Source organism: Saccharopolyspora erythraea (assembly GCF_018141105.1).
Classification (GTDB): domain Bacteria; phylum Actinomycetota; class Actinomycetes; order Mycobacteriales; family Pseudonocardiaceae; genus Saccharopolyspora_D; species Saccharopolyspora_D erythraea_A.
The window spans coordinates 4216706-4238202 of the sequence record NZ_CP054839.1 but is presented as its reverse complement, the minus strand read 5'-3'; the positions used below and the strand labels follow the sequence as shown (position 1 = coordinate 4238202).

Genomic DNA, 21497 nt, shown 5'->3' with positions numbered 1-21497 from the left:
GCCGCTGCAACGGATCGTTCTGGGAGGTGTGCGGTGGTGCGGCTGCGCGACTGGCCGGTCAACGTGATCCCCAGGAACAGCGGGGACGTCGCGGCGGCAGTGGAGCTGCTCTGCGGCCGCGTGCAGTGGAACGACGCCCACCGCGGAGCCCTGGAGCGCCTGCTCGAACCGTGGTTCGCCGAGGGCTGGCACGTGCAGGCGCTGCTGCACGCGCTGGACCAGCGCCCCGACGGCTCCGCGCAGAACCGGCGGGGCAAGGACGAGACGGCCGACGAGTTCGTCCGCAACCGCCTGCGGTACTGGTACGACGAGTCCCCGCAGGCCGAGACCGCGCACTCCAAGCTGCCCCCGCCGAAGCCGGGCCTGGAGTTCGGCCGCTACCTCGCGCTCGCCCAGGAACGGCAACGGCGGGAGGCACCGCGGCGAGCCGCGCGCCTGACGGAGCGGGGTGAGCGGGCCCGGGCGCGGGCGCGGGGCATCGCGCGTACCCGGGTCGACCCCGTCCAGCGGGGCCGCGAACAGGCCGAGCGGATGCGCGCGGCGATGGACAGCCTGCTGCCGCCCGGGGGCACCGCCCCGGAACCGCGGCCCAGCGGCTCGCCGCCGCACAGGCTCCGCGACTCCACTCGCGAGATCGCCGACTTCGCCGCGCGCAGGTCGCTGATCCGCAGCGACCCCCGGGTCCGCCGCTGCGTGCAGGAGATCGCCGACAGCGGCGGCAAACCGACCCGGGAGCAGATCCAGGTGCTGCGCGGGGCGGTCCTGCAGGCGAGGCAGAGCGCGCGGCTGGCGTCCCTGGACGCTTCCGCTCCCGGGCCCGACCTCACCCCGGACGCCCAGCGCATCCTGGACTTCCTGGAGAACGTGATCGACACCGCGAGCCCGGTCGACGCCACGCTCGCCGCCCTGGAGCAATGAGCCCGAGGATCAGCGAGCAGTGAGCCCGAGGATCAGCCGAGGGTCGCGCCGAAAAGCATCCCGAGCAGGTAGGTGACCGCTGCGGCCGCCGTCCCGATCGCGAGCTGCCGGATCGCCCGCGAGAGCGGAGGCGCGCCGGAGAGCACCCCGGCCGTGGCACCGGTCAGCATCAGCGCGCACCCGACCAGCACGATCGCGACCACGATCGCCGCCGGCCCCTGCAACCCCAGCAGGAAGGGCAGCACCGGAACGGCCGCGCCGGAGGCGAAGAAGCAGAAGCTCGACACGGCCGCGTGCACACCGGTACCGACGACCTCGTGGCCGTCCTCCTCCTGGTCCGGATGGGAGACCGGCTCGGGATAGCCGGTCCGCAGCACGGAGTCGGCGCGGCGCTGGGCCTCCTCGGCCGGCATGCCCCTGGCCCGGTAGACCAGCGCGAGCTCGTTGGCGTCGACGTCGAGGTGCGCCACCGCGGAGCGGGCCGCCCGGTCCGGCCGGGAGGCGGCGAGCAGTTCCCGCTGCGAGCGCACCGAGATGTACTCCCCGGCCCCCATCGACAACGCCCCGGACAGCAGCCCCGCCAGTCCGGTGAGCAGCACCGTGGTGGTGCCGACTCCGCCACCGGTCACCCCGAGGACCAGGGCCAGGTTGCTCACCAGGCCGTCGTTGGCGCCGAACACCGCCGCGCGGAAGGACCCCGACACGCGTGCCCTGCCGCGTGCGGCGAGCCCGCGCACGACCTCGGCGTGGATCCGCTCGTCGGCGGCCATCGCGCGGGTGGCGTCGGCGTCGATGTCGTAGACCGACCGGCTCTCCGCGCGCTGGGCAAGCGCCAGCACGAACACCGAGCCGAACCGGCGCGCGAGCAGGACCAGGATCCGCATCCGGAAGTCGCCGCGGCGCTCCGGGCCGACCTCGTCGCCGAGCAGGTTCTTCCAGTGCTCGGCGTGGCGTTCCTCGGCCTCGGCCAGGCCGAGCAGGATCTCCCGCTCCTCGCCGTCCCGGCGGGCGGCGAGCTCGCGGTAGACCTTCGCCTCCTCGCGCTCGTCGGCCAGCCGGCGCCGCCACCGGCGGATCGCCCGCCGGTCCGGGGGTGCGGACGCGGGGTCTTTCTCGCTCATCCGCTCAGACTCTCAAGTGGCGATGGTGTCCACCACTCGTGTCCGTCGCGTGGGTGGTACCGCACCTCTCGCCGGGATTGTCCAATGTGGACAACAAGCACACCGGTTCACTTCTTTCCGGTGTCCACGCGATAGACCCCGACTCCGGGCGGGACGCCCTTGGCGTGGAAGGAGTCCCTGCGGCACAACACGAATCCCGCGTTGTCCAGCCGGTCCAGAGTCGAGCTGGAGATCAGCACCTCGCCGGCGCCCGCCGCACCGGCCACCCGGGCCGCGATGTTGACGTCGCGTCCGAAGTAGTCCTGTCCAAGCTCGAGCGGCCGTCCCACGTGCACACCGGCGCGCAGGCGCAGCCGGTGTCCCCGCACGGCCAGCCGCTCGACGGCGTCCCTGGCCGCGAGACCGGCCTCGACCGCGTCCTGCGCGCGCGGGAACACCGCCATGAGTCCGTCGCCGAGCCGCTTGACCAGCCGTCCGCGCCGTTGGACGAGCGGCTCGATCGCCGCACCGACCTCCCGCAGCATCTCCACCGCGATGTCGTCGCCGACCTCCAGCGTCCAGGTGGAGAACCCGGCGAGGTCGGTGAACAGGACAGCGAGCTCCTGGTCCCCGTCAGCGGCGGCCTCGCCCTCCGCGTGGGCCTGCCACACCTGCAACGCACCGAACCCGAGCTCGCGCAGCACGCTCGGCTGCCGCGCCGCCAGGACCGCCAGCCGCCGCCCAAGCACTCCGGCCACCTCGCCACCGCCGATCGACAACGGGTCGCCGTAGCGGGCGTCGCCCGGAAGCCGGGTGCGCAGCCACTCGGCCAGCGCGAGCAGCCACGGATCACCGTCGATCCGGCGGGCCACGGCCCGCACCCGTCCGGCCGACCGCGGGCGGCGGGCCTCCTTCTCGCGCTCCGCGGCCGACGTCTTCCGCCTCGGGCGGCGCATCGGCCCGGGACCGCGCGACATCGACACCTCCTGCGGTCTGTTTCACAAGCGGCGCCCGCCGCTTGACCCACCCTCGCAACCGGCACCGCGCGCTGAAACACTCCCTAACGCACGAGCCTGCCGGCGACGGTGGCCACCAGGCGCTGGTAGGACGCGCCGAGCAGCCGGGGCAGCGCGTCGATCACGTAGGCGTCGGAGCCGACGAGGATGCGGGGCCTGCGCCGGCTGATCCCGTCGAGGATGATCCGCGCGGCGCGCTCAGGAGTCGTCCGCGCGATCCTGTCGAACGACCGGGCGACTTCCTCGCGCTCACCTGCGCCGACCCCGCCCGCGCTCCTGGCGATGCCGGACTTCACCCCGCCCGGATGGATGCACGAGACGTGCACCGGCGCTCGCTCGGCCAGCATCTCCTGTCGCAGGGCCTCGGTGAACCCGCGCACCGCGAACTTCGAGGCGTTGTAGGCGCTCTGCGTCGGCACGCCGATGAAGCCGAAGACGCTGGAGACGTTGGCCAGGTGACCGCGGCCCGAGGCGATCAGGTGCGGCAGGAACGCCTGGCTGCCGTGCACCACGCCCCAGAAGTTGACGTCCATGACGTGCCTCAGCTGCTCGGCGCTCATCGTCCGTACCGGAGCCTTCAGAGCGACGCCGGCGTTGTTGACCACCAGGTGCACGCGGCCGAACTCCTCGGCGACCCGCGCGGCGTGCCCGTACACCGCATCCCGGTCGGACACGTCCAGCGCGTAGGGGCGGGCGGTCGCGCCCAACCGTCCGCAGCGATCAGCGGTCTCCCGCGCCGCGTGCTCGTCGACGTCGGAGACCGCGACCTCGGCACCGGAGCGCGCCAGCCGCAGCGCGACCGCGCGGCCGATGCCCGATCCGGCTCCGGTGACCACCGCGACCCTGCCTGTCCAGGTTTCCCGCCTCACCAACGCCGCAAGCCCCCTCACGCTGTTCGACAGCCAGATAGGTGGTACTGCATGTACCTGATACTTTGCCGTTATCGTAGCCGCGTGATGGCCCGAGTCAAGAGCGCCGGCCCACCGGTGGACGGCAGGTCGACCCGGTGGGCGCAACACCGGGAACGCAGGCGCGCGGAGTTCGTGGACGCCGCGATGCGCGCCGTCGAGCAGCACGGCCCGGACGTGCTCACCGAGCAGATCGCGGCAGCGGCCGGGGTACCGCGCCCCAAGCTCTACCGGTACTTCGACGGCAAGGCCGACCTGCACCGGGCCGTGGCGGAGCGGGCCGTCGAGCTCTTCGACGCCGAGCTGGAGCCGCTGTGGCACGCGGGCCTGCCACCCGTCGAGCTCGTGCGCGGCGTCGTCGGGCGGTCGCTGGACTGGATCGGCGAGCACGCCAACCTCTACCGGTACCTGCAACGCGACGTCGGCTCGACCGGTGTCTACGCCAAGGGGCGCAGCGCACTGCGCTCCCAGGTGATCAACGTCGTCACCGCCTACCGCGACGCCATCGGCGCCCCCGCGTACCGCACCGACGCGCTCGCGGTGGGCCTGGTCGGACTCGTCGAGGCGACCGTCGACCAGTGGCTGGCCGACCCCTCCGGCCTCAGCGGGGACGAGCTGACCGAGGAGCTGGTGCGGTGGATCTGGGCCATCCTGAGCGACCTCGCCCAGCGCCACGGCGTGCGGATCGACCCTGAGCAGGTCGTGATCGCCGGAAGCCAGTGAGCGGGCCCGCCTGGACCCGGACCGCTTCCAGCGCGGCTCGCTGGTTGTCCACCGACCGGCTGCACGACTACGAGCGGACCATTACTCCGCCTTGTAGCGGCGCGCGAAGGCCGGGCTGTCGCCGAAGAGCTGTTTGACCCGCTCCGGGCTGGGCGTGACGAACACGCCACTGGCCTCGACGAGGACGACGTCGGGTTCCTCGGCGGTGGCGATCGTGGCGCGCGACCCGCCGCGGGCGTCGTCGGGGTCCACCCATCCGGTCAGGCGCAGCGGGGTCTGCAACGGCACCGGACGCCGGTACCGCAACGACAGCTTCACCGTCATCCCGGGCTTTCCGCTGGCGGCGTAGACGTGTCCGAGCAACTGGTCGAGCAGCATCGCGCTGACCCCGCCGTGGGTGTAGCGCGGCGGCCCCTCGTAGGCCAGCCCGAGTGTGCACGTACCGACGACCGTGCCGTCCTCGGCGACCTCCACCGACATCGGCGGCGAGAGCGGATTTCCCTTGCCCACCACCGGGTTGTACATCCGCCGGCCCGCACCGTCCACACCGGGCATCTCGTCCCTGGTGCGGGCGGCGGCCTCCAGCGGCGTGATGAGCTCGCGCGCCCGCTCGGCCACCTGGCGCAGCGTCTCGGCGTCGACCTCGGTGGACACGGCGGCCTCGTTCAGCTCCCGCAGCACCGCGCCCAGCTCCCGCACGGCACGACGCCGTTCCCGCATCGCCAGGTCGTCGGCGGCCTCGACGCTCACTCGCCCTTCCAAACCGGACGGCGCTTCTCGGCGAAGGCCCGAGCGCCCTCCTGCGCGTCGGCGGAGGCGAAGACCGGCTCGGTGATCTCCAGTTGCGCGGCGAACGCCTCCTGGTCGGTCCAGCCGACCGCGCCGGAGACGATCCGCTTGGTTGCGCGCACGGCCAGCGGGCCGTTGGCCGCGATCCGCGCCGCCAGCTCACGCGCTCCCGCGAGGGCCTGTCCCGGTTCGGTGAGCACGTTGACCAGACCGTGCGCGTGCGCGACCTCGGCCGTCAGCGGATCGCCGGTCAGCGCGACCTCCATGGCGAGCTGGTAGGGCAGCGCCCGGGGCAGCCGCAGCAGGCCGCCTGCCGCGGCGACCAGTCCGCGCTTGACCTCCGGCAGCCCGAACCTGGCGTCCCTGGCGGCAACGACCAGGTCCGCGCTCAGCGCCAGTTCGCAGCCACCGGCCAGCGCCCAGCCCTCGACCGCCGCGATGAGCGGCTTGGACGGCGGGCTCTGGGTGAGGCCGCCGAAGCCGCGCCCTGGGATGGAGGGGCGTTCGCCGCGTGCGAAGGCTTTGAGGTCCATCCCGGCACTGAAGGTGCCCTCGGCACCGGTGAGGATCGCGAGCACGACGTCGGAGCGTTCCTCGATCTCGTCGACCGCCGCGGCCAGGCCCTCGGCGACCGAGAGGTCGACGGCGTTGCGGGCGTGCGGCCGGTTGATCGTGATCACGGCGATGCCGTCGCCGTACTCGGTCAGGACGCTCTCACCCACGCTGTCTCCTCTGCGGTTCTGGCCGACGGGGCCCAGTCTGACGTGCTCGCCGAAAACAGTCCAGCTCGACTGTCAATGCCCGGGGAACCATCTCGGCACCTCCTCGGAGCTGCGGCGCAGCCGCCCGCCCGACTCCAGCAGCACCAGGTGCGCCAGCGACTCGCGGACGGCCAGGCGCAGCAGGAACTCCGGCATCGTCTCGAACGGCCGCGACCACGTCAGCCTGGTAGTGACCTCCCAGCAGGTGCTGCCGGGAGCCTCCAGCACCGCCTTCTCGATCTCGGCGAGCCGCTCGTCGTGGTGCGCCAGCAGGGCGTCGGTCCGCTCGCGCAGTCCGCGGAAGCGGTACTCGTGCGCGGGCAGCACCTCGCCGGCGTCGATCTCTCTCACCGAGCGCAGGGACCGCAGGTAAGTGCCCAGTGGGTCGACGAGCTGGCGCGGCTGGACCGAGATGTTCGGGCTGATCCTGGGCAGCACGTGGTCGCCGGAGAGCAGCACGCCGAACCCGCGCTCGTGGAAGCAGAGGTGCCCCGGCGTGTGGCCGGGCGTCCACACCGCCCGCAGGTCCCACCCGGGCAGGTCGACCACGTCGTGGTCCTCGATCAGGCGGTCCGGCCCGGTGTGGCGGAAGCTCTGGATCCCGGGTGAGCCGAGCGAGTAGCCGTGCACGACCGGGCCGGGCGCTCCGGTCGCCGCGAGCTGCGCGCGGCCCTGCGTGACGACCGACTCCAGGCTCGCGTCGTCGTGGCCGACCAGCGCGGCGTCGGCGGGATGCATGCCGATCCAGGCCCCGGAGTTCTCCCGCACCCGGCCCGCCAGCCCGAAGTGGTCCGGGTGGATGTGGGTGACCAGGACCGCGCGCACGTCGGCGACCTCGTAGCCGGCGGTGCCGAGCCCGGCCACCAGTGCCTGCCACGCGTCCTCGCAGTCCCACCCGGCGTCCACAATGGCCACTCCGCCGGGCAGCTCCAGCGCGTAGACGAGCACGTAGCGCAGCGGGCTGCCGGGGATGGGCACCGGGATGGACCACAGCCCGTCGCGAACGCGCTCGACGGGCGGCATCACCCCCGCGACCCACGCCTCCCGCTGCCGGACGCCGGTCACTTCCACGATTCGCCAATCCCTTCTGCCACCCTCGACCTCCCAATCCACCAGCTCCGGCAGCCGTTGGCAAAGATCGGCTGCCGCACGCACCGATAGCCGCCGCCTATACGCCGATCGTCCGTCCGGAATGCGGTTACCCTGCTCGGCGTGGACCTGCGGCTGGTGGAGTACTTCGTGGCCGTGATCGACCACGGCAGCGTGACCAGGGCCGCGCGCGAGCTGTACATCGCCCAGCCGTCGCTGTCGCAGGCCATCCGCAGCCTGGAGCGCCGCCTCGGCGTGGAGCTGTTCCACCGCACCGGGCGCAAGCTGGTGCTCACCCCCGACGGCGAGTCCTTCGTGGAACCGGCCCGCCGCATCCTGCGCGACGTCGAGCGCGCGCGGGCCGCCGTCGACGAGGTCCGCACCACCGTGGCGGGCAGCCTGGACATCGCGGCGCTGGCCACGCTCGCGGTGGACCCGCTGCCTGAGCTGGCCGGCGAGTTCGGCCGCCGCCACCCCGGTGTACTGCTCAACGTCATCGACCCCGGTGGGTCGGCGGCGGTGGTCGCGGAGGTGCGGCGGGGACGTGCCGAGCTGGGCCTGACCGATCTGTCCGTCCGGGCCGAGACGCTGCGCTCGCTGCCGTTGCGGACCCAGGAGATCGTGCTGGCCCTGCCGCCCGCGATGGCCGAGCGGCTGCCCGACCCGGTCCCGCTGTCGGCGATGGCCGACATCCCCCTGGTCATGGAGTTCGGCGACACCACCACCCGCGCCCTGGTGGACGACGCCGTCCGTTTCGTGGCGGTGGAATGCGCGCACCGCCAGGCCATCTGGGAGCTGGTCTCCCACGGTGCCGGGGCGACCTTCCTGCCCCGCGAACTGGCCGAACGCGAACTGGACGGCGTGGTGCTGCGTTCCACGGCGCCCAGGCTGGAACGCAGCGTCGGCGTACTTTTCCGGCCCGGCCCGCTGTCCCCGGCGGCCGAGGCGTTCCTCGCGGTCATCCGCGACGAGCCAGTTCCAGGAACGCCCGGCCTGCGGGCGAGAGCAGAGCGGGGTCGTACACCAGGCCGTAAGCGCGGTTGAGCGGCGGGTCCACCGCCCGCACCACCGCGCCGCGCTCGGCGGCGCGTTCGGCGACCGAGCGCTGCAGCATCGTCGCCCCGACACCGGCCAGCACGAACGGCACCAGAGCCTCGCGGTGCTGCACGACCGCCGAGGCGCGCGTCCGGCGTCCCGCCGCGCTGAGCGCCCGCTCGATGTGGGTGCGCTGCGAGGCGCCCCTGGGCACCGCGACCAGCGGGACGTCCGGGAGTTCGGCCAGCGGCAACGGGTCCTGCTCCGGTGCGTCGACGCCCGGCGGGAACACCAGCCAGTACTCGCGGCTGCCCAGCTCGCAGACCTCCAGCCCACCGCTGGACACCGGCAGGTGGCAGATCACCAGCTCGCAGTGCCCCTCCCTGATCAGCGCCGCGCACGCGTCCTCGTCGCTGAAGTCGCCGAGCCGCACCGAAACGTTGGGGTAGCGCTGCCGGTAGGCGCCGACCAGGTGGGCGACCGGGTCGACGGCCAGCGCGGGCGCGGCGTGGACGTCGAGCCGTCCGCGCGGCAGGCCGTCGGCGTCGACCAGCGCACCTTCCGCGGCGACCACGTCGCGCAGGATCTGCCTGGCCGGGCCGACGAAGGCAGCTCCCGCCGAGGTCAGCACCATGCCCCGGCCCGCGCGGTGGAACAGCTGCGCGCCGAGCTCCCGTTCGAGCGTGCGGATCGCCTGCGACACGCTGGGCTGGGCGAGCTGCAACGCGACGGCGGCGGCGTTGATCCCTCCGTGGTCCACGACCGCCAGGAAGTACTCGACCTGGTGCAGCTCCACGCCGGAACTGTAGTCGGCACCGTGAGCGCGGGCGCTGTGCCTTCGACCACTGTCACAGCAGCTCGACGATGGTCGCGTTGGCCATGCCGCCGCCCTCGCACATGGTCTGCAGGCCGTAGCGGATGCCGTTGTCCCGCATGTGGTGCACGAGCCGGGTCAGCAGGATCGCGCCGGATCCGCCGAGGGGGTGGCCGACCGCGATCGCCCCGCCCAGCGGGTTCAGCCGCTCCGGACGCGCACCGGTCTCGGCCAGCCACGCCAGCGGCACCGGCGCGAACGCCTCGTTCACCTCGAACGCGCCGATGTCGTCGATGCCCAGCCCGGCCTTGCGCAGCGCCCTTGCGGTCGCCGGCCACGGCGCGGCCAGCATCATCACCGGGTCGTCCCCGGCGAGCACGGCGGTGTGCACCCGCGCCACGGGCAGCAGCCCGCGAACGCGGGCGTGCTCGCTGGTCGTGATCAGCAACGCGGCTGCGCCGTCGGAGATCTGCGAGGCGTTGCCCGCGGTGATCACGCCGTCCTCGCGGAAGGCAGCAGGCAGGGCGGCGAGCTTGCTCATCGTCCCGCCGCGCCGCACGCCCTCGTCGGCGTCGAGCAGACCGGGCAGCGGGGCGAGCTGGCCGTCCAGGGCGCCGGAGTCGATCGCCGCCGCGGCCTTCTCGTGCGAGGCGAGGGAATACTCGTCGAGCCGCTGCCTCGACAGCCCCCACTTCGCGGCGATCATCTCCGCGCCGATCCCCTGGTTGAAGCCGTCGACGCCGAAGCGTTCCAGGACGCTCGGCGGTACCGGTCGCCCGTCCTGGCGCGCCGTGCCCATCGGCACCCGGCTCATCGACTCGACCCCGCCCGCCACCGCGACGTCGTAGTGACCGGCGATCACCCCGGCCGCCGCCGCGTGCACCGCCTGCTGGCTCGATCCGCACTGCCGGTCGACGGTGGTGGCGGGCACCGACACCGGCCAGCCCGCCGCGAACACGGCGGTGCGGGCGATGTTGGCCGCCTGCTCCCCCGCCTGGCTCACGCAGCCCCAGACCACGTCGTCGACCTCGGCCGGGTCGAATCCGGTCCGCTCGGCCAGGGCGCGCAGCACGTGGGCGGAGAGCTCGGCCGGATGGACTCCGGCCAGCGCGCCGCGGCGCCTGCCCACCGGAGTGCGAACCGCGTCGACTATGACGGCGTCCCGCATGCGCCTCTCCTGTCCTGCCGAGACCGGACCGCGACGGCCCTGTCCCGAATGAAGCACTCCCGGTCCCGCCGGGGCAAAGACCCGGTGCGCAACGCTGGGATAGGCGACATCAATGCGCCGTACGCGTGACACCGCGCTCCCGCGTTGAGCCGCCCGGAAGCGGACGGCTCAGCAGCAGCACCGCCCGGGGACGTATCCCTCGCGGTGCCACCAGAACCGCTGCTGCCCGAGGTGCTGCGGAACCTCGGCGGCGTAGGTGTGCACCGGGGCCGCCGAAGAACCCGCGGCGGCGGGCGCGGTCGCCGCTGGCCCGTTCGACAGCAGGCTCTCGACGGTGTGCAGCGCACCCCCGAGCATGACCTGGCGGACGTTCGCGGCGTTGGCGATGTCGGCGAGCGGATCGCCTCGCACGAAGGTCAGGTCCGCCAGCTTGCCAGGCTCGACCGTGCCCAGGTGCTCGCTCGCGCCAAGCACCCGCGCACCCTCCACCGTCGCGCTGCGCAACGCCTCATATGTGGTGATCCCGTCACGCACCAGGTACTGGGCGTTGAGGTGGTAGTACACGCCGTGCGGCACCAGCGGGCTGTCGGTGCCCAGCGCGACGTGCCCACCGCCGTCGAGGATCCGGCGTACCGTCCGCACCTGCCGGGTCGTGAAGGCCAGCGCCGCCTCCGGCCGGTCGGCCACCGCCTCCTGCACCTCCTCGCGGAACTGCTCGTACATCTCCGGTGGCAGCAGGGTGCGCAGGCGCGGGTCGTCCAGAGCCCAGCCCGCGTGGTGGTACAGCGCGGGGCGCATGCTCACCGAGCCGAGGCCGGAGAGCCCGAGCGTCGGGGTGAAGGTCATGCCCGAGCGCACCAGCGGCTCCACCACGTCGTCGTAGGCGTGACCGAGGTGGGTCTCCTTCTGGCGGCGCAGGTAGCGGCTGGTGCCGCCGTGGTGCTCCACGGCGTCGGCGCCCAGGTTCACCGGTCCGAACAGGTAGTGCGAGGTGACCGGTACGCCGAGCCGGTGGGCTTCCTCGATCGCGGCCTGCTGCAACGAGTACGGCAGCCGGACGTAGGTCTTGACCAGGTCGTGCTCCAGCTCGCTGACCCGCTCCAGCTCCCTGGCCAGTTCCTCGGGCGTGGTGACCGGACGGTTGCTGTCGTAGTAGACGCGCGAGCCGTCGATGATCTCCCCCGCGGTGAACAACCTCGGCCCGACCCGCTTGCCCGACGCCTGCGCCTCCTTGGCCTCCACCGCGAGGTAATGACCGGAACCGGGCGAACGCACAGACGTCACGCCGAAGGCGAGCCACAGCTTGGGGATGCTGTTGTTCTCCCACGGCATGTGCTCGTGCGTGGCGATCATCCCCGGCATGACGGTCAGGTCGCGGGCGTCGACGCCGTCAGGACCGAGTGCGCCACGGCTCGGCACCACCTCGGCGATGCGGTTCCCGCGCACCACGATGTCGACGTCGCGCCGCAGCCGCGGGCCGGTCCCGTCCCAGAGCGCGCCCGCGCGGATCACCCTGCGCTCCGACGGGGCAGCGGGTCGCCAGGTGAGCCGCGTCCGCACCGGCCGAGCCATCCGCGGACCGACGCTCACCCGCCGCAGTTTCCCGTTGGACAGGTAGAGCAGGGTGCGCGAATCTCCGCTCCAGCTCGGCGAGGCCGCTGTTTCGTCGCCAAGCGGGCGGGCGTCACCGGCCGGCCGCCCGCGATCGTCCACACCGGACACCCATAGCACACCGCCGACGACGAAGGCCATGCCGGCGCCATCGGGCGAGTAGACCGGACCGGAGTCGATGCGGTTGGACAGCGACCGGTCCGGCACGGCATGGGTGTAGTGCATCTCGCCGGTGGCCGGCTCGACGGTCAGCACCAGGTTCTCGCCCTCCCGGAAGCGGGCGGTGGCCGGCACGAACCCGGCCAGGCACACGCGGGTGCCGTCGGCGGAGAAGCTCGGCCTGCCTGGCGCGTTCAGCGGGCCGACGACCTTGCGAACCGCACCGCTTGCGACCTCCACGGTGTGCACCGAGCGGCCGGACAGGAACGCGACCGTGGACCCGTCCGGGCTGAACACCGGTCCGGTCTCGTCGCCTTCCAGATCCGTGAGCCGCCTGTCCTGGCCGGTCTCCAGGTCGTGCAGCCAGAGGTTGAGCGTGCCCGCCCGGTCGCTCGCGTAGACCAGCGTCCGGCCGTCCGGCGACCACGCCGGACCGGTGTTGTAGCCGCCGTCGGACACCACGGCCTCGGGCTCCTCGCCGTCGCGCAGCACCCAGATGTCGCCAAGCGCCTGGAAGGCGACCCGCGTTCCGTCGGGCGACAACGCCGGTCCGACGATGCCCTTGACCGCGCGGTCGGCGGTGGAGTCGAAGTCCCTGCGCGTCGGCGGCGGAGAGACCTCGCGCACGGAGACCTCGGCGGTGAACGGGATGTCGCTGCGGGCGCCCCCGAGAACGCGGCGCCGGATGCGGCCGTCGGCGGTGTAGACGAGTTCGTCGGCCGACAACCACCTCGCGGAGAACGGGAACACGTCCTCGCCCTCGTCGGAGACGACCTTCCCGTCGACGACCAGCGCGGTGCCGGACGGGGTCCGGTGCACGTAGCCGAGCCTGCCGTCCGGAGAGAAGGTCGGGCCGGCGATGTCGCCGTCGGAGACGGTGACGAGGGTGCGGCGGTTGCCCTGCGCGTCGACGAGGTCGATCGCCTGCGGGGTGTCGTCGTTCGACGACGTGAAGGCGATGGCCGAGCCGTCCGGGGTCCACACCGGCTGGGCCTCCTGCGCCGCACCACTGGTCCAGGGGGTGATCTCGCCGGTCGCCAGCGTGAGCACGTGGATGCCGTAGCGGCCGCCCGTCTCGGCGGCGAAGGCGACGCGGGTTCCGTCCGGCGAGAACCTCGGCTCGCGCTGGTCGGTCTGGCCTCCGGTCAACCGGGTGAGGCCCTTGCCGTCGCGGCCGGCCAGGCAGAGGTGGAAGTTCCCGTCCTGGTAGGACTGGAAGACGATCCTGCTGCCATCCGGGGAGAAATCGGGTTCGGTGGTCTCCTGCAACACGTCGGTCAGGCGGACGGCGGCACCGCCGCCGATGGGGATCGACCAGAGAACGTTCAGCAGGTCGACGACCACCGAGTCGGCGCCCGGCGCGACCGCGGCGGAGGCGTTGGTCGCCTGCGTGACCACGACCTCGCGGCTGCCCGGCGCGCCGGGCTGGGCCAGCGCCACCGGCGCCTGCCCGACGCCGTCGAGGAACCAGATCGCACCCGCGCCCGCCGCGGCCTGGCCGCCCCTGCGGAACAGAGCTCGCCGTGAAAGATCCACACGCACCTCCTGTGAGCGACTCCCCCAGCCCAGCGCGCCATGATCGGCTCCGACAGTGTCGGCGGGATGGTTTAGCGATCACAGAGACTGTGTTATTGATCACAAGTGGTTGTGCGGCCCGCCATCCGAATCGGGAGCCGCTCCCCCGGAGGCACCAGGAGGTTTCGCACGTACGCCTGACCAGCGCGAACGACGCCGGACGCGAGCGTGCGCGTCCGGCGTCGCATGCCGGCCCAGTACTTCACGGGCGGGCGGCGGTTCCGGTGTGCTCGCCGGAACCGCCGCGAGCACGCAGCCGTCGAGAACGACCCGCTAGCCTTCCTCACCCTCGAAGAAGTCGCCGACCTCGTCGACGACCTCGCCGAGCACCATGCCGCCGACGATGCCCGCGGCGGCACCGGCCGCCGCTCCGGCGATCATGCCGCCCATGCCCGGGCCGTGGTGCTCGCCGTGGTGACCGTGGTGGCCGTGGGGGTGATGCTCGTGGTGACCGTGCGGCATGGCGTGCCTGCGCTCGGCGACCTGCGTGAGCCACTCGTCGATGCGGGCGGCCCAGTCGATGTGCTCGGCTTCCTCGTAGCCGGCGTGGAAGCGCCCGAACGCGTCGTGCGAGGGTGTGAAGAATCCGCCGCGCTTGTCGGCCTCCAGCACCACGTCCAGCCCGTGCGGTCCGGCGACGAAGGTCAGCTCGACCTCGTTGACACGGCCCGCGTACTGTCCGGGCGGGTAGAACTCGATCTCCTGGTAGAACGGCAGTTCCTGGTGCACGCCGTGCAGGCGGCCGTGCTCGAGGTCGGCGTGCTTGAAGTGGAAGCCCAGCCGCGAGAACGCCTCCAGCACGCGCTCCTGCGCGGGCAGCGGGTGCACCGAGACCGGGTCGAGGTCGCCCTTGTCGACCGCCTTGGCCACCGACAGCTCGGTGCGCACGCCGAGGGTCATGCCGTGCAGGTGCCGGCCGTAGAACTCGGTCACCGGCGCCTCCAGCGGCACCGGGAACTCGAACGGGATCACCCGGTCCTCGCCCTCGGCCAGCTCGAAGCGGCCCGCCACCACGACGCGGTGGAACTCGACGACCGCGTCGCCGTCGTGGCCGCCGTGTTCGGTCTCGATCCGGGTGACCAGGCCGAGCGCGACGTGCTCGATGGTGACCGCCTGGGAACCGCCGGTGATGCGCACCTCGCCGGCGAGGACCTCACCAGGGCGGGTGCTGGGGTGGTGGAGCACCGTGTCCACCGAGGGGCCTCCGATGCCGAGCGCCCCGAGCAACTTCTTGAAGACCATCTGCCGGTCCGTTCCTTTCCTGCCGTTCCCGCCACGACGGTGGCTTCCGAGGTCGATCAGCGGTGGCGGTGCCACGCGGGAGCGCGGCTCCGCTGATCACCGCCAACACGTCCAACGCGGGTCGGCGGCGACTGGTTCCGGACCGCGCGAGCACGGTACGTGATCATCACGACACCACCGGAATGGGCGAACCCAGGCAGGTGCGGTGGAAAAGACCGCGGGCGGGGCCTCCCGGAGGAGACCCCGCCCGCGGCGCTTCACTTGAACGGACTCAGACCAGCGGCCGGTCCGTCGGCGCGATCGGCGCGGGCAGCACCTCGCGCTCGGTCAGGTAGCGGTCCACCCCGGCCGCCGCCGAGCGGCCCTCCGAGATGGCCCACACGATCAGCGACTGGCCCCGGCCCATGTCACCCGCGGTGAACACACCGTCCACAGTGGTCATGAACGAGTCGTCGCGCGCGACGTTGCCGCGCTCGTCAAGCTCCACGCCGAGCTCTTCGAGCAGACCGGCCCGCTCCGGGCCGACGAAGCCCATCGCCAGCAGCGCCAGGTCGCACGGCACCTCCTGCTCGGTGCCCTCCACGGGGACGAACCTGCCTTCCTCGCGGCGGACCTCCACCAGCCGCAGCGCCCGGACGCGGCCCTGATCGTCACCCAGGAACTCCTGGGTGTTGACCGAGAACAGCCGCTCGCCGCCCTCCTCGTGCGCCGAGGACACCCGGTAGACCATCGGGTAGGTCGGCCACGGCTGGTGCTCCGGCCGGGTCGAGGGCGGGGTGGGCATGATCTCCAGCTGCGTCACCGACGCCGCGCCCTGCCGGTGCGCAGTGCCCACGCAGTCGGCACCGGTGTCACCGCCGCCGATGACCACCACGTGCTTGCCCTCGGCGTTGATGGGCGAGCTCCCGAGGTCGCCCTCCTGCACCTTGTTGGCCAGCGGCAGGAACTCCATCGCCTGGTGCACGCCGTCGAGCTCCCGGCCGGTGATGGGCAGGTCCCTGGCCTGCGTGGAGCCGCCGGCGAGCACCACCGCGTCGAACTCCGCGCGCAGCTGCTCGACGGTGACGTCCACGCCGACGTCGACGCCGGCGCGGAACTCGGTGCCCTCCGCGCGCATCTGGCCGAGCCTGCGGTCCAGCCGGTGCTTCTCCATCTTGAACTCGGGAATCCCGTAGCGCAGCAGGCCCCCGATGCGGTCGGCCCGCTCGAAGACCACCACGTCGTGACCCACCCGCGTGAGCTGCTGCGCGGCGGCCAGGCCGGCCGGGCCGGAGCCGACCACGGCGACCTTCTTGCCGGTTCGCGCCGACGGGGGCTGAGGCTGGACCCAGCCCTCGTCCCACGCCCGGTCGACGATCTCGATCTCGACCTGCTTGATGGTCACCGGGTCGGAGTTGATGCCGACCACGCACGCCGCCTCGCACGGGGCGGGGCACAACGTCCCGGTGAACTCCGGGAAGTTGTTGGTGGCGTGCAGGCGCTCCGCGGCGTCGCGCCAGTCGTCGCGCCACACCAGGTCGTTCCACTCCGGGATCAGGTTGCCCAGCGGACAGCCCTGGTGGCAGAACGGGATGCCGCAGTCCATGCACCGGCCGGCCTGCTTGCGGACCTTGCCGGACTCGAAGTCCTGGTAGACCTCGCGCCAGTCGAGCAGGCGCAGGTCCACCGGACGGCGCTGCGGCGTCTCCCGCTGGGTCGTCAGAAATCCCTTCGGGTCAGCCATGAGCGGCCTCCATGATCGCCTCGTTCACGTCGCGGCCGTCCCGCTCGGCGGCCGACCGCGCCGCGAGCACCCTCTTGAAGTCCTTCGGCATGACCTTGCCGAAGCGCTCGACGGCGCTGTCCCAGTCCGCCAGCAGCTCCCTGGCGACCTGCGACTCGGTCTGCTCGAAGTGCCTGCGCAGCCGGTCGGTGAGGAACTCGCGGTCGGCCTCGTCGAGCGGGTCGACGTCGACCATCTCGTGGTTGACCCGCTGCGGGTCGAGGTCGAGCACGTAGGCGATGCCGCCGGACATGCCCGCGGCGAAGTTGCGCCCCGTGCCGCCGAGGATCACCACGCGGCCGCCGGTCATGTACTCGCAGCCGTGGTCGCCGACGCCCTCGACGACGGCCGTGGCACCGGAGTTGCGGACGCAGAAGCGCTCGCCCACAACACCGCGTACGAACAGCTCACCGCTGGTCGCGCCGTAGAGCAGCACGTTGCCCGCGATGACGTTGTGCTCGGCGGCGAAGGACGCCGAAGCGTCCGGACGCACCACGATCCGGCCGCCGGAGAGGCCCTTGCCGACGTAGTCGTTGGCGTCGCCGAGCAGCCGCAGCGTGACGCCGCTCGGCAGGAAGGCACCGAAGGACTGGCCCGCCGAACCGGTGAAGGTGACGTCGATGGTGTCGTCGGGCAGGCCCTCGCCGCCCCACCGCCGGGTCAGCTCGGAACCGAGCATGGTGCCGACGGTGCGGTTGACGTTTCGCACCGGAATGTCCAGCCGCACCGGCGTGCCTTCCTTCAGCGCGCCTTCGCAGAGCTGGATCAGGGTGTTGTCCAGCGCCTTCTCCAGACCGTGGTCCTGCTCGACGACCTGGTGCCGGGCGGCGCCGGGCTCCAGCTCGGGCACGTGGGTGATCGGCGCGAGGTCCAGGCCCTCGGCCTTCCAGTGCCGCACCGCGGCCTCGGTGTCGATCAGCTCGGCGTGCCCGACGGCCTCGGCCACCGAGCGGAAACCGAGCTGGGCCAGGTACTCCCGGACCTCCTGGGCGACGAACTCGAAGAAGTTGACGACGTACTCGGCCTTGCCGTCGAACTTCGCCCGCAGCTGCGGGTTCTGGGTGGCCACGCCGACCGGGCAGGTGTCGAGGTGGCAGACCCGCATCATGATGCAGCCCGAGACCACCAGCGGCGCGGTGGCGAAACCGAACTCCTCGGCACCCAGCAGCGCCGCGACCACCACGTCGCGACCGGTCTTGAGCTGCCCGTCGGTCTGCACCACGATCCGGTCGCGCAGCTTGTTGGCCAGCAGCGTCTGCTGCGTCTCGGCCAGGCCGAGCTCCCACGGGCCACCGGCGTGCTTGATCGACGACAGCGGCGAGGCACCCGTGCCGCCGTCGTGGCCGGAGATGAGCACGACGTCGGCGTGGGCCTTGCTCACACCCGCCGCGACCGTGCCGACACCGACCTCGGAGACCAGCTTCACGTGGATGCGGGCCTTCGGGTTGGCGTTCTTCAGGTCGTGGATGAGCTGCGCGAGGTCCTCGATCGAGTAGATGTCGTGGTGCGGCGGCGGCGAGATCAGCCCGACGCCCGGCGTCGAGTGCCTCGTCTTGGCCACCCACGGGTACACCTTGTGGCCCGGGAGCTGGCCGCCCTCGCCGGGCTTGGCGCCCTGGGCCATCTTGATCTGGATGTCGTCGGCGTTGACCAGGTACTCGCTGGTGACGCCGAAGCGGCCGGAGGCGACCTGCTTGATCGCCGAGCGCCGCGAGTCGCCGTTGGCGTCCGGGGTGAACCGGTCGGCGTCCTCACCGCCCTCACCGGTGTTGGACTTGCCGCCCAGCCGGTTCATGGCGATGGCCAGGACCTCGTGCATCTCCTGGGAGATGGAGCCGTAGGAGATGGCACCCGTGGCGAACCGCTTGACGATCTCCGAGACCGGCTCGACCTCCTCGATCGGCACCGGCTTGCGCGCGCCCTCGCGGAACTTGAACAGCCCGCGCAGGGTCATCAGGTCCTTCGACTGGTCGTCGACGGCCTTGGTGTACTCCTTGAAGATCTCGTAGCGCCCGCTGCGCGTGGAGTGCTGGAGCTTGAACACCGTCTTCGGGTTGAACAGGTGCGGGTCGCCCTCGCGTCGCCACTGGTACTCACCGCCGACGTGCAGCGTGCGGTGCGGCGCCTGCACGCCGTCGGACGGGTAGGCCCTGCGGTGCCGCTCGGCGACCTCCCCGGCCAGCACGTCGAAGCCGACGCCGCCGAGGCGGGAGGTGGTGCCGGTGAAGCACTTGTCCACGACCTCCTCGCCGAGCCCGATCGCCTCGAAGATCTGGGCACCGGTGTAGGAGGCCACAGTGGACACGCCCATCTTGGACATGGTCTTGCGCACGCCCTTGCCCAGCGCCTTGATCAGGTTCGCCGTCGCCTGCCTGGCGTCGGCCTCCTTGATCACGCCACCGCGGACCAGGTCCTCGACACTGGCCATCGCGACGTACGGGTTAACGGCGGCGGCCCCGTAACCGATGAGCAGAGCGACATGGTGGACCTCGCGGACGTCGCCGGCCTCGACGACCAGCCCGACCTGGGTGCGCTTCTTCTCGCGCACCAGGTGGTGGTGCACCGCACCCGTGGCCAGCAGCGACGGGATCGGCGCGTGCTCGGCGTCGGCCGCGCGGTCCGAGAGCACCAGTACGTGCGCACCGGCGTCGACCGCTTCCGAGACCTCCTCGCAGATCTCGTCCAGCCGCTCACGCAGCGCCTGACCGCCGCCCGCGACGTCGTAGGTCATCCGGATCGTCGCGGGGCGGAGCCCGGGGCGGTCGCCGTCGTCGTCGATGTGCACGATCTTGGCGAGCTGGTCGTTGTCCAGCACCGGGAACGGCAGCACCAGCTGGCGGCATGCGTCGGGGTCGTGGTCGAGCAGGTTGTGCTCGGGCCCGACGTGGGTGCTCAGCGAGGTGACCAGTTCCTCCCGGATCGCGTCCAGCGGCGGGTTGGTGACCTGGGCGAACAACTGCGTGAAGTAGTCGAACAACTGCCGCGGGCGCTTGGAGAACGCCGCGAACGGCACGTCGTTGCCCATCGAGCCGATCGGCTCGGCACCGCTGGTGGCCATCGGCCCGAGCAGCACACCCAGTTCCTCCTGGGTGTAGCCGAAGACCTGCTGGCGGTGCACCAGCGAGTCGTGCGAGGGCAGCTCGCGCTCGCGGTCGGGCAGGTCCTCCAGGTGCACGACGCCCTCGTCGAGCCACTGCTGGTAGGGGTGCTCGGCCGCCAGCCCGCCCTTGATCTCCTCGTCGTCGATGATGCGCCCGGCATCGGTGTCGACCAGGAACATCCGGCCCGGCTGGAGCCTGCCCTTGCGCACCACGCGCTCGGGCTCGACGTCGAGCACGCCGACCTCGCTGGCCAGCACGACCAGGCCGTCCTCGGTCACCCAGTAACGGCCCGGACGCAGACCGTTGCGGTCCAGCACCGCCCCGATCTGGGTGCCGTCGGTGAAGGCGACCAGGGCGGGGCCGTCCCACGGCTCCATCAGGTAGTTGTGGAACTCGTAGAAGGCGCGGCGCGCCGGGTCCATCTCGGCGTGGTTCTCCCACGCCTCCGGGATCATCATCAGCACCGCGTGCGGCAGGCTGCGCCCGCCCAGGTGCAGCAGCTCAAGCACCTCGTCGAAGGTCGCCGAGTCGCTGGCGTCCGGCGTCGCGATCGGGTAGAGCCGCTGCAGGTCACCGGGGATCAGGTCGGTGGCGAGCATGCTCTCCCTGGTGCGCATCCAGTTCCGGTTGCCGCGCATGGTGTTGATCTCACCGTTGTGCGCGATGAACCGGTACGGGTGCGCCAGCGGCCACGACGGGAACGTGTTGGTCGAGAACCGGCTGTGCACCAGTCCGATGGCGCTGGCGAAGCGCTCGTCGCCCAGGTCGGGGTAGAACGCCGGGAGCTGCGCCTCGGTGAGCATCCCCTTGTAGACGATGGTGCGCGCCGACAGGCTCGGGAAGTACACGTCGGCCTCGTGCTCGGCGCGCTTGCGCACGCAGAAGGCCCGGCGCTCGAACTGCAAGGCCGTCTCGCCCGCATCCGGCCCGCTCGCCTCGCCGTGTCCGAGGAAGAGCTGCCGGAACGAGGGCATGACCTCGCGCGCCGCCCATCCCGCGCACGACGCGTCGGTGGGCACCTCGCGCCAGCCGAGGACCCGCAGTCCTTCTTCGGACACGATCCGCTCGATCAGTGCCACGGCCTCGGCCGCGGCCTCCTCGTCGGCGGGCAGGAACGCGGTACCCACCGCGTACGCGCCCTCGTCCGGCAGCTCGAAGGGCACCGCTGAGCGGAAGAAGGCGTCCGGGATCTGGGTCAGCAGCCCGACACCGTCGCCGGTGTCGGGGTCGGCGCCCTTGGCGCCCCGGTGCTCCAGGTTCCGCAGCGCCGTCAGTGCTTTGCCGACCAGGTCGTGACTGCGTCGTCCGCGCAGGTCGGCCACGAACGCGACACCGCAGGCGTCGCGGTCGTTGGCGGGGTCGTAGAGCCCCCGCGCTTCGGCGCTACGCTGCGCCGCTCTCACATGGTGGGAATTAGGCATCGGTCCTCCCCGTCGCCAGGCCGCGGGCCGCGCGAGGGCGGAGTCACTCGACGCGTGCCCGCAAGAACCTTTCGGGCACTGACAAAAGGATGCGCCGTTGCACTCTCGGTCAGTTTGAGGCACTCTACATAGCGAGCGTCCGGAAAGCTACCGTTAAGTAACACGAGTTAATAACGCGTGACCGGTCCCACCCAATGGGAGCAACGGCGGCCACCCCCGCTGACCTCGCGAAATTCCGGCCGCCCGCGGTCCACACGCGACTCCGCAACCCCCGGTCCGTGGCGTGGTTCACGATCACCTTGTCG

15 protein-coding genes are annotated in these 21497 nt (G+C 72.1%); 3 read left to right on the top strand and 12 right to left on the bottom strand.

Annotation, left to right across the window (positions count from 1 at the left end; translation table 11 throughout):
* The first annotated feature begins 36 nt into the window (after nucleotides 1–36).
* A complete protein-coding gene (locus tag HUO13_RS19010; protein WP_249123861.1) occupies nucleotides 37–918 on the top strand; it encodes a hypothetical protein in 882 nt (293 codons plus the stop codon).
* A 32-nt stretch (nucleotides 919–950) separates the two neighbouring features.
* Here the strand turns inward: HUO13_RS19010 and HUO13_RS19005 are convergent, their stop codons facing one another.
* The 3 genes from HUO13_RS19005 to HUO13_RS18995 all read right to left on the bottom strand — a co-directional run bounded on the left by HUO13_RS19005 (nucleotide 951) and on the right by HUO13_RS18995 (nucleotide 3906).
* On the bottom strand, nucleotides 951–2039 hold the full coding sequence (locus HUO13_RS19005; RefSeq protein ID WP_211896479.1) for a VIT1/CCC1 transporter family protein: 1089 nt from the start codon (nucleotides 2037–2039) through the stop codon (nucleotides 951–953).
* A gap of 107 nt (nucleotides 2040–2146) precedes the next feature.
* Nucleotides 2147–2995, bottom strand: a complete 849-nt coding sequence (locus tag HUO13_RS19000) for an adenylate/guanylate cyclase domain-containing protein (RefSeq protein ID WP_249123860.1) — start codon at nucleotides 2993–2995, stop codon at nucleotides 2147–2149.
* Nucleotides 2996–3078: 83 nt separating this feature from the next.
* Complete coding sequence (locus HUO13_RS18995) at nucleotides 3079–3906, bottom strand: SDR family NAD(P)-dependent oxidoreductase (RefSeq protein ID WP_211896478.1); 828 nt, start codon at nucleotides 3904–3906, stop codon at nucleotides 3079–3081.
* An 84-nt stretch (nucleotides 3907–3990) separates the two neighbouring features.
* On the opposite strand from HUO13_RS18995, the gene HUO13_RS18990 reads away from it, so the two are divergent.
* Nucleotides 3991–4665: a TetR/AcrR family transcriptional regulator gene (locus tag HUO13_RS18990; protein WP_211902986.1), complete on the top strand. Its 675-nt coding sequence runs from the start codon at nucleotides 3991–3993 to the stop codon at nucleotides 4663–4665.
* An 81-nt stretch (nucleotides 4666–4746) separates the two neighbouring features.
* Here HUO13_RS18990 and HUO13_RS18985 read toward each other — a convergent pair whose 3' ends face one another.
* From HUO13_RS18985 to HUO13_RS18975, 3 genes are all read right to left on the bottom strand, one after another.
* The gene (locus HUO13_RS18985) at nucleotides 4747–5415 is read right to left on the bottom strand and encodes a PaaI family thioesterase (RefSeq protein ID WP_211896477.1); all 669 of its coding nucleotides are present in this window, start codon (nucleotides 5413–5415) and stop codon (nucleotides 4747–4749) included.
* Complete coding sequence (locus HUO13_RS18980) at nucleotides 5412–6176, bottom strand: crotonase/enoyl-CoA hydratase family protein (RefSeq protein ID WP_211896476.1); 765 nt, start codon at nucleotides 6174–6176, stop codon at nucleotides 5412–5414. The genes HUO13_RS18985 and HUO13_RS18980 overlap by 4 nt, the downstream gene beginning before the upstream one ends.
* Nucleotides 6177–6248: 72 nt before the next feature.
* Complete coding sequence (locus HUO13_RS18975) at nucleotides 6249–7286, bottom strand: MBL fold metallo-hydrolase (protein WP_211896475.1); 1038 nt, start codon at nucleotides 7284–7286, stop codon at nucleotides 6249–6251.
* A 141-nt stretch (nucleotides 7287–7427) separates the two neighbouring features.
* Here HUO13_RS18975 and HUO13_RS18970 point away from each other — a divergent pair, with 141 nt between their 5' ends.
* On the top strand, nucleotides 7428–8348 hold the full coding sequence (locus HUO13_RS18970) for a LysR family transcriptional regulator (RefSeq protein WP_249123859.1): 921 nt from the start codon (nucleotides 7428–7430) through the stop codon (nucleotides 8346–8348).
* Here HUO13_RS18970 and HUO13_RS18965 read toward each other — a convergent pair.
* From HUO13_RS18965 to gltB, 6 genes are all read right to left on the bottom strand, one after another.
* The gene (locus HUO13_RS18965; RefSeq protein ID WP_211896474.1) at nucleotides 8263–9135 is read right to left on the bottom strand and encodes a LysR family transcriptional regulator; all 873 of its coding nucleotides are present in this window, start codon (nucleotides 9133–9135) and stop codon (nucleotides 8263–8265) included. The two genes, HUO13_RS18970 and HUO13_RS18965, sit on opposite strands and share 86 nt — an antisense overlap.
* A 52-nt stretch (nucleotides 9136–9187) precedes the next feature.
* Nucleotides 9188–10321 (bottom strand): thiolase family protein, encoded by a 1134-nt coding sequence (locus tag HUO13_RS18960; RefSeq protein WP_211896473.1) that lies wholly within the window; start codon nucleotides 10319–10321, stop codon nucleotides 9188–9190.
* A gap of 168 nt (nucleotides 10322–10489) precedes the next feature.
* Nucleotides 10490–13627 (bottom strand): amidohydrolase family protein, encoded by a 3138-nt coding sequence (locus HUO13_RS18955; protein ID WP_249123858.1) that lies wholly within the window; start codon nucleotides 13625–13627, stop codon nucleotides 10490–10492.
* A 312-nt stretch (nucleotides 13628–13939) separates the two neighbouring features.
* A complete protein-coding gene (locus HUO13_RS18950) occupies nucleotides 13940–14908 on the bottom strand; it encodes a sporulation protein (protein ID WP_211896472.1) in 969 nt (322 codons plus the stop codon).
* Between the two features lie 271 nt (nucleotides 14909–15179).
* A complete protein-coding gene (locus HUO13_RS18945) occupies nucleotides 15180–16631 on the bottom strand; it encodes a glutamate synthase subunit beta (RefSeq protein WP_211896471.1) in 1452 nt (483 codons plus the stop codon).
* Entirely contained in the window at nucleotides 16624–21192 is a 4569-nt protein-coding gene (gene gltB / locus HUO13_RS18940) for a glutamate synthase large subunit (RefSeq protein WP_211896470.1), read from the bottom strand. The genes HUO13_RS18945 and gltB overlap by 8 nt, the downstream gene beginning before the upstream one ends.
* Nucleotides 21193–21497 lie beyond the last annotated feature (305 nt).

What these genes read in the sequence shown, in the direction of transcription:
- HUO13_RS18990 (WP_211902986.1), top strand. Translation starts at nt 3,991, where the DNA reads ATGGCCCGAGTCAAGAGCGCCGGCCCACCGGTGGACGGCAGGTCGACC.
- HUO13_RS19000 (WP_249123860.1), bottom strand. Translation starts at nt 2,995, where the DNA reads ATGTCGCGCGGTCCCGGGCCGATGCGCCGCCCGAGGCGGAAGACGTCG.
- gltB (WP_211896470.1), bottom strand. Translation starts at nt 21,192, where the DNA reads ATGCCTAATTCCCACCATGTGAGAGCGGCGCAGCGTAGCGCCGAAGCG.
- HUO13_RS18945 (WP_211896471.1), bottom strand. Translation starts at nt 16,631, where the DNA reads ATGGCTGACCCGAAGGGATTTCTGACGACCCAGCGGGAGACGCCGCAG.
- HUO13_RS19005 (WP_211896479.1), bottom strand. Translation starts at nt 2,039, where the DNA reads ATGAGCGAGAAAGACCCCGCGTCCGCACCCCCGGACCGGCGGGCGATC.
- HUO13_RS18960 (WP_211896473.1), bottom strand. Translation starts at nt 10,321, where the DNA reads ATGCGGGACGCCGTCATAGTCGACGCGGTTCGCACTCCGGTGGGCAGG.
- HUO13_RS18950 (WP_211896472.1), bottom strand. Translation starts at nt 14,908, where the DNA reads ATGGTCTTCAAGAAGTTGCTCGGGGCGCTCGGCATCGGAGGCCCCTCG.